Here is an 8,774-nt window from a genome sequence, read left to right as displayed (position 1 = left end):
GCTGCGCAGGAGTTGTTGGCGGCCCATCCCGGTGTCGAGGTGGCGGGGTATCTGTCGCCGCGGCAGACGGTGGTTGCGGGTGCGCCGGCGGATGTGGACGCGGTGATTGCCGCGGTAGCGGCTCAGGAGCGGTTCGCCCGGCGGGTGAACATGGAGGTGGCCTCGCATACCTCGTTGATGGATCCGATTCTGGATGAGTTGCGGGCGGAGTTGGCGGATCTGGTTCCGTCGGCGCCGCAGATTCCGTTCATCTCTACGGTGGTCGATCCGAGCGGGCCTACACCGGTTTTGGATGCCGAGTATTGGGCCAACAATGTGCGTAAACCGGCATTGGTCAGCCAAGCCATCACCACCGCGGCGGACGCGTACGGCACCTTCATCGAAATCAGCCCGCATCCGATCCTGACCCACACCATCGATGAGAACCTGGAAGCGGTTTCGCACTGCACGGTTTCGACCCTGGTACGCGACGGCGACGACACCCTTGTCTTCCACGAGCACCTCAATGCCGCGCACCCGGTGAGCCCCCGGGAACTGCCGCACCCGCCCGAGCCGCACCCGGTGCTGCCGGCCACACCGTGGCGGCACACCCGGCACTGGCTTGACGTCGAAAACTCCATCACCGCAGCGGAATCCTCGCCGCGGCCGGGTCTGCTGCTGGGTACCCACATCAAGATCGGCAGCACGCCGACCGTCCACCTGTGGCAGGCGCGACTGGCGCCGGAGACCAAGCCGTACCCGGGCAGCCACCGCAACAACGGCGTGGAGCTGGTCCCGGCATCGGTGCTGCTGCAAACACTCTCGGAAGCCGCGACCGAGGTCAGCGGGCAACCGGCAGTCAGCGACATCCGCTTCGAACACCCGATCATCGTCGACCGCCCGCGGACCATCCAGGTGGTCGCCGACGCCGAATCGGTGGTGGTGCTGTCGAAGGCGGTGTCGTCGACATCGGCCACCGACGAGCCCGCTGCGCGCTGGGTCAAACACCTCAGCGCCCGCATCACCCCCCGCGACGAAGCCGTCTCGCCCGCCGCAGCCACCCGCACCAACGGTCACAGCGGAACGATGTTCGACGACGACGCGGTCACCTCGTTGTGGCTGACCTGGGGCAGTGAAGGGCGCCCGTTCGAGTGGTCACTGCGCTCCGGCCGGGCAACCCCGTCGGAGTTGCGGGCCGATATCGAAGCAGCAGGGTCCGCACAATCAGGCACCACCGCGCTGCTCGACGCCGCGTTGCACATCGCGCGCATGGTCGACGCCTCCAACCCCGAGCTGATGGTGCCCGCCTCGGTCGACAGCGTCCGATTCGGGGAACCGGCCGCCGACGGTCAAGCCGGGGTCACCGTGCTCCGGCGCGACGGCGGCGAGGGTGAACTCATCGTCGACATCGCCGTGTCCACACCCGACGGCGCCGCCCGCGTCGACGTCCGCGGACTGCGTTACACGGCGCTGGGCGCGGCGACCGCCGCCGATGACCCGAGTTCGATCGCGCACGCGATCGACTGGCAGCCCTGGGACGGCGCACCGCAGACCCCGGCTCACCCGGGCACTCTGGCGGTGGTCGGTGACGGCGCCGCCGTCGACGCACTGCGCGGCGGCCTGACCGCGGCCGGTCACCGCTGCGCGGGCATCGCCGAGGCCCAGACCGTCGTCTACGTCGCCGACCCGGGACGGGAAGGCGAATCCGACCTGGATTGCGCCGCCCGGCTGGTCGGCGAGGTGGCTGCGCTGGTGGCCCAGCTGGCTCAGCGCGACGATCACCCGCCCGCGTTGTGGATCATCACCCACGGTGTCCACGAGGCCACCTCCGACGCCGCGGTGCGACAGAGCTGCCTGTGGGGTCTGGCCGGCGTGATCCGAGCCGAGCAACCGCAGCTGTGCGGCGGGCTGGTGGACCTGCCCGCCCTACCCGACGGCGGCACTGGGCCCACTGCCGAGGTTGCCGCCACGCTGTCGGGCATCCTGCGCACCCCGGCCAAAGCGATCCTGGTGCTGCGCGACGGCCAGTTCCTGACGCCGGCGTTCACCCCGATCTCCGGCCCGCCGCAGCGCGAACCGATGGTGTGCCAACCAGACGGCGCCTACCTCATCACCGGCGGCTTGGGCGCGCTCGGCCTGCTGATGGCCGGGTGGCTGGCCGACCGCGGCGCCCGCCGGCTGGTGTTGGCCGGTCGCACGGCCCTGCCGCCCCGGCGGGACTGGGACTCCGACGAGCTCGACCCGGGCGTGCGGCACAAGATCACCGCGATCCGGGCGTTGGAGCGGCGCGGGGTCACCGTCGATGTGGCCGCGCTCGACGTCGGCTCCCGGGACGGGGTGGCCGACCTGCTGGCTGCCCGCGACGCGGCCGGAACGCCACCGATCCGCGGCATCATCCACGCCGCCGGCATCACCGAGGGCCAGCTGCTGACCGAGGTCGACGGCGACCGGCTCCGTGACACCATGTGGCCGAAGGTTGCGGGCGCCCAGGTGCTGAACGAACTCTTCCCGCCGGGAAGCGTCGACTTCTTCTTCATGACAGCGGCCGCCGGCGCGGTGTTCGGGGTGCCCGGCCAGGGTGCCTACGCGAGCGCCAACGCCTACCTGGACGGCCTGGCCCGCGCCCGCCACCAGCGGGGCTGCCACAGCGTCAGCCTGGACTGGGTGGCGTGGAAGGGCCTCGGCTTCGGGGCCGAGGCGCACGTCGTGCTGCACGAACTCGAGCGGATGGGGTCGCGGCCCATCAGTCCGGCCGAAGCCTTCGCCGCCTGGGACCACGTCGAGCACTACGACGTCGCCCAGGCCGTGATGGTGCCGCTGCCCTCCTCGGGTGCGGCCGCCGCCGACGCCGGTGACGCCGGTCCGGTCCGCGACTGGGCGCAGCTGCCGGCCGATGAGATACTCAGCGAGCTGGAAATCGGGCTGCGCAGCATCCTGGCCCGCGAGCTCCGGATGCCCGAGGCTGAACTGCAGCTGGACCGGCCGTTCGCCGAACTCGGCCTCAACTCGGTGATGGCGATGGCGGTCCGGCGTGACATCGAGGCGCTGGTCGGCCTGGAGCTGTCGGCGACGATGCTGTGGAATCACCCGACGACCGCGGCGCTGGCGGCGCACCTGACCGGCAAGCTGCTGCCGCACGAGGACACCGACGATGATGACTCGGCGGTCGCAGGTGGTGAGCTGCCCGAGTCGGCCGACAGTGTGTTGAATGAGCTGTTCGACAGCGTGGAATCGGCTCCGGCCGGATGGGACGGGATCTAGTGGGAATTGAGTTCCCCGCATGACAGCAGCATTTGACGAAGAAGCCCTGCGCCATTGGTTGGCCGACTATCTGGTCACCAACATCGGCTGCAACCTCGAGGACATCGATTTCAACGCTTCGCTGAACGACCTCGGCGTCGGTTCCCGCGATGCCGTGGTGCTCTGCGGCGAGCTGTCCGAACTGCTCGGCCGCAAGGTGTCGCCGGTCGAGCTGTGGGAGCATCCGTCGGTCGCGGAACTGGCGCGCTTCCTCATCGAGCCGGAGTCCGCCGACGAGGAGTCGGCTCCCGAACCGGGCCGGTTCGGCACCGACGAACCCATCGCGGTGATCGGTCTGGGTTGCCGGTTCCCCGGAGACATCAACTCACCCGACGCGCTGTGGCAGTTCCTGATCGACGGCGGCAACGCCGTGACGGAAGTGCCCGCAGATCGCTGGGCGCCGTTCGACGACGGTTCGCCGGATACCGCCAACGCGATTGCCCGCACCACCCGCTGGGGCTCGTTCCTGCGCGACATCGCCGCCTTCGACGCGGAGTTCTTCGAGATCTCCAGCCGCGAAGCGGTCAAGATGGATCCGCAGCAGCGGCTGCTGCTGGAAGTGGCGTGGGAAGCCCTGGAACACGCCGGAATTCCGGCGACCTCGTTGCGGCGCTCGCAGACCGGCGTCTACGTCGGCGCCAGCATCACCGAGTACGGCTGCCACGCTTCCGCCGACCTGAACAGTGTCGACGCCTGGAGCAACGCCGGCGGCGCGCTGAGCATCATCGCCAACCGGTTGTCGTACTTCCTGGATCTGCGCGGCCCCTCGGTGACGGTGGACACCGCATGCTCGTCGTCGCTGGTCGCCCTGCACCTGGCGTGCCGGAGTCTGCGGACCGGGGAGTGTGAGACCGCGATCGCCGGCGGGGTGAACCTGCTGATGTCACCGGCGGTGTTCCGCGGCTTCGACCAGAGTGGCGCGCTGTCGACGACCGGCGCGTGCCACGCGTTCGACGCGGACGCCGACGGATTCGTTCGTGGTGAGGGCTGTGGTGTCGTGGTGCTCAAGCGCCTGTCCGACGCCCGGCGTGACGGTGATCGGGTGCTGGCGGTGGTCCGCGGTTCGGCGATCAACCAAGACGGCCACTCCAACGGTCTGTTGGCGCCCAACCCGGCCGCCCAGATGGCGGTGTTGCGCTCGGCCTACGCCGACGCCGGAATCGCACCCCAGGAAGTCGACTACGTCGAAACCCACGGAACCGGAACCCTGCTCGGCGACCCGATCGAGGCCAGGGCACTGGGCACGGTGCTGGGCCGGGGGCGTTCCCCGGAGGCGCCGCTGCTGCTCGGCGCGGCCAAGTCGAACCTCGGCCACCTCGAGGCCGCCGCGGGCATGGTCGGCTTCATCAAATCGGTGCTGGCCGTGCAACGCGGGAAGATTCCGAAGAACCTGCACTTCAACAACCCGAACCCGCACATCACCTTCGACCAGATGCGTCTGAAGGTTGTTGCCGAGCAACAGGACTGGCCGTCCACAGATCACCCGCGGCGGGCCGGGATCTCATCGTTCGGCTTCGGCGGCACCAACGCGCATGTGGTGATCGAGCAGGCGCCTCCCGCCAAAGTCGCCGCACGCGAAGCGGATCCGGCGGTAACCACCGTGGTGGTCTCCGGCCGGACGCCGGAACGTATCGCCGCGACCGCCCGCGACCTGGCCGGCTGGCTGGACGGCGACGGTGCCGGCGTGGCATTGGCCGACGTCGCACACACCCTCAACCACCACCGCGCGCACCAGGCCCAGTTCGGCACCGTCTGCGCGCGGGACCGGGCCGACGCGGTGCGCGGCCTGCAGGCACTGGCGGCCGGTACCTCCGCGGACGGCCCGGGTTATGGGGTTGTCGGTCCGCACGACGGTCCGTGCGGACCCGGCACAGTCTTCGTGTACTCCGGTCAGGGCTCGCACTGGGCCGGTATGGGACGGCAACTGCTCACCGACGAGCCGGCGTTCGCCCGGGCGCTGGCCGTGCTGGAACCGGTGTTCGTCGAACACGTCGGATTCTCGCTGTGGCAGGTGATCTCCGGCGGAGAGGCGATCAGCGGCGACGCGCAGGTCCAACCCGTCCTGATGGGGCTTCAGCTGGCCTTGACCGAGCTGTGGCGCTCCTACGGGGTGCACCCCGACGCCGTCATCGGTCATTCCATGGGGGAGGTCACCGCGGCGGTCGTGGCCGGAGCGCTGAGCACGGCCGACGGATTCCGGGTGATCGCGGCCCGCTCGAAACTGATGTCGCGACAGGCCGGACAGGGCGCGGTGGCGCTGCTGAACCTGGACAGCGAAGCTGCGGAGGCATTACTGGCCGACTACCCGGATGTCAGTGTCGCGGGCTACCTCTCGCCGAAGCAGACCGTCGTGGCCGGCCCGGTGGCGCCGGTCGATGCGGTCATCGCCGCGGTCAGCGCCCAGAACAAGTTCGCCCGGCGGGTCAACATGGAAGTGGCCTCGCACACCGCGCTGATGGACCCGATCCTGCCCGAGCTGCGGGAGGCGCTGGCCGACGTGACCCCCGAGGTCGCCACCATCCCGTTCTTCTCGACGGTGACCGAGACCGCGATGCCGGCCGGTGGGATGCCGCTGCTGGACGCCGACTACTGGGTGAACAACGTTCGGCAGCCTGCGCTGCTCACCCAGGCCGTCGCCGCCGCGGGCGGTGAGCACACCACGTTCGTCGAGGTCAGTGCCCACCCGATCCTTACCCACGCGATCGCCGACACGTGTGAGGCGCTCGGCGGCCACCACCACAGTGTCGGAACCCTGGCGCGCAACGGTGATGACGCGGTCAGCTTCCACACCAACCTCAACCGCACCCACACCACTCAGCCGCCGCAGACCCCGCATCCGCCCGAACCGCACCCGGTGCTGCCGGCCACGCCGTGGCAGCACAGCAGCTACTGGATCGACACCGCGGCCGTCCGGCGCGCCGCGGCGCCGGCCGGCACCGGAGCGCAACGGGCCGCCGGCCGCGCCGGCCCGGTACCCGCCGACTGGTGGTGCGAGCTGACCTGGCCGGCTGCCGAGGCAGCGGCCGGCGAGAGCGCCACCGAGCAGTCCTGGCTGGTGATCGGTGACAAGGACCTGGGCGCCGAGTTGGGCGCGCAGCTGGGCAGCGCCGTGACGACGTTGGATGCATCGGCGTTGGCCGCCGACGCCGACCGGACGGCACTGGCGGCGGTGCTGGCGAGTGCCACCCACGTCCTGTACACGCCGCCGACGGACGCGACCGACCTCACCGCCACACCGGCCTACGAGGCCTTCAACGCGGCGCGGAGATTGGCCGCGGCAATGCTGGACCACCCGGGGTCGTCGAAGCTGTTCCTGCTGACGCGCAACGCCCAACCGGTCGGTGACGGGGACCGGGCCAACCCCGCGCATGCCGTGCTGTGGGGGCTGGGCCGAAGCCTGGCCCTGGAGCACCCGGAGATCTGGGGCAGGGTCGTCGACGTCGACGAGTCGGTTCCCGCGGCGCTGGTCGCCGGCTACCTGCTCGCAGAGGCCGGCGCCGCCGATACTGAGGACCAGGTCGTCTATCGGGCCGGTGTCCGCCGCGTCCCACGTCTGCTGGGCGACCGACCCACCGGCTCCGCGGCCGTCGAATTCGACGCCGACAGTTGCCATCTGGTGATCGGTGCCACCGGAAACATCGGTCCGCAACTGGTCCGGCAGTTGGCGGCGAGCGGAGCCAGGACCATTGTCGCGGTGTCCCGGCGCCCGGGCTCGCGCCTCGACGAGTTGACGGCCGAGTTGTCGCCGATGGGCACCACGCTGGTGACCGTGGCCGCCGACGCCGCCGACGAGGCCGCGATGAGCGCGCTGTTCGACCGGTTCGGTGCCGACCTGCCGTCGCTGGCCGGCATCCACGTGGCCGCCTTCGCCGGGGGCCCGGTAACCCTGCGCGACATGACCGACGACGACGTCACCGCCATGTTCCGGCCCAAGCTGGACGTGGTCGCGGTGTTGCACAAGCTGTCACTGCGCCACCCGGTGCGCCACTTCGTGCTGTTCTCGTCGATCTCCGGAATCACCGGATCGCGCTGGCTGGCGCACTACACGGCGACCACGACGTTCCTGGACACCTTCGCCTATGCCCGCCGAGCAGCCGGTCTGCCGGCCACCGCGATCAACTGGGGGCTGTGGAAGTCGTTGACCGACACCCAATCCGACGTCGAACGTCAGGTGACCGTGGAGTCCGGTCTGGAGCCCATGGCCGACGACGTCGCGATCGGAGCGCTGCCACTGGTGATCGGCGCGCACAACGCCGTACGGCACACCGTGGTCGCCGCGGACTGGCCGCGGCTGGCCGCCGCCTACCGCACCCGGGCGTCGCTGCGCATCGTCGACGACCTGCTGATCGTCGCCGAACCGGCCGACGGGTCTGCCCCGGTCGCCACCGAGTTCCGTCGCACCCTGGCCGAAGCCGAGCCGGAACAGCGCTTCGAGCTGCTCCGCGAACACGTCACCACGCAGGTGGTCGCCGCCATGGGGCTGGCCTCGCGCCATGCGCTGGACCCGACCGCCGGATTCTTCCAATCCGGCATGGATTCGCTGATGAGCGTCACCTTGCAGCGTGCACTCTCCGACAGTCTCGGTGAAACCCTGCCAGCCGCAGTCGTATTCGACTACCCGACCATCGACGCACTGACCGGGTATCTGGCCTCGATCCTGCCCGAGCTGGTGGAGACCGCGGAGCAGGACAGCGCCGACGCCTATGACGACATGAGTGATGACGAGCTGCTCGCGCAGCTCTCGGAGAGGTTGAGTTGAGCGAGATGGGTGCTTCGCCGGCCGGGGGGGCTGGGTCGGCCGGGGGGTCGGATCGTCGCGCGATTGTTGCTGAGGCGCTGCGCAAGATTGATGATTTGACGGCGCGGTTGGCGGTGGCTGAGGCCGGGGATACCGAGCCGATCGCGGTGGTGGGTTTGGGTTGTCGTCTGCCTGGTGGGGTGGATGGGCCGGCTGCTTTTTGGCGGTTGTTGTGTGATGAGGGTTCGGGGATTGTTCGGGTTCCGGCGGATCGTTGGGATGCGGATGCGTTTTTCTCGTCGGATCATTCGGTGCCGGGGACGATTTGTTCTCGTGAGGGTGGGTTTTTGTCGTCGTGGCAGCCTGCGGAGTTTGATGCGGAGTTTTTTGGGATTTCTCCGCGTGAGGCTGATGCGATGGATCCTCAGCAGCGGTTGTTGATGGAGGTGGCCTGGGAGGCGTTGGAGCATGCCGGGATCACCAAGGATGCGATCCGGGGCACCCAGACCGGCGTCTTCGTCGGCCTCACCACCAACGACTACACCCTGGCTGCGGCCGAACGGCTCGGCCCGCGTGAGGCCGACCCCTACCTCGCGTTCGGCAACGCACCGAACTTCGCCGCCGGTCGACTGTCGTATTTCTTGGGTGTCCACGGCCCCGCCGTCATGCTCGACACCGCCTGTTCGTCGTCGTTGGTGACGATTCATTTGGCGTGTGCGAGTTTGCGGCGTCGGGAGTCGGATCAGGCGTTGGCTGC

Annotated in this window: 3 protein-coding genes; all 3 read left to right on the top strand. The window is 69.6% G+C overall.

The annotated features are described in order from the left end of the window. On the top strand, positions 1–3,240 hold a 3,240-nt coding region (locus tag AWC16_RS00540; protein ID WP_133055894.1), incomplete at its 5' end, for a KR domain-containing protein. A 19-nt stretch (positions 3,241–3,259) separates the two neighbouring features. Then, positions 3,260–8,038: a type I polyketide synthase gene (locus AWC16_RS00535; RefSeq protein WP_085262890.1), complete on the top strand. Its 4,779-nt coding sequence runs from the start codon at positions 3,260–3,262 to the stop codon at positions 8,036–8,038. Positions 8,039–8,043: 5 nt separating this feature from the next. Continuing rightward, positions 8,044–8,774 (top strand): beta-ketoacyl [acyl carrier protein] synthase domain-containing protein (locus tag AWC16_RS00530; protein ID WP_133055895.1); only part of this gene is annotated, 731 nt, incomplete at its 3' end.

This window comes from Mycolicibacter longobardus (assembly GCF_002102265.1).
Lineage (GTDB): Bacteria > Actinomycetota > Actinomycetes > Mycobacteriales > Mycobacteriaceae > Mycobacterium > Mycobacterium longobardum.
This window is presented reverse-complemented; position numbering and strand designations above follow the sequence as displayed.

Coding starts and splice junctions, on each gene's coding strand:
- AWC16_RS00535 (WP_085262890.1), top strand. CDS start 3,260: ATGACAGCAGCATTTGACGAAGAAGCCCTGCGCCATTGGTTGGCCGAC.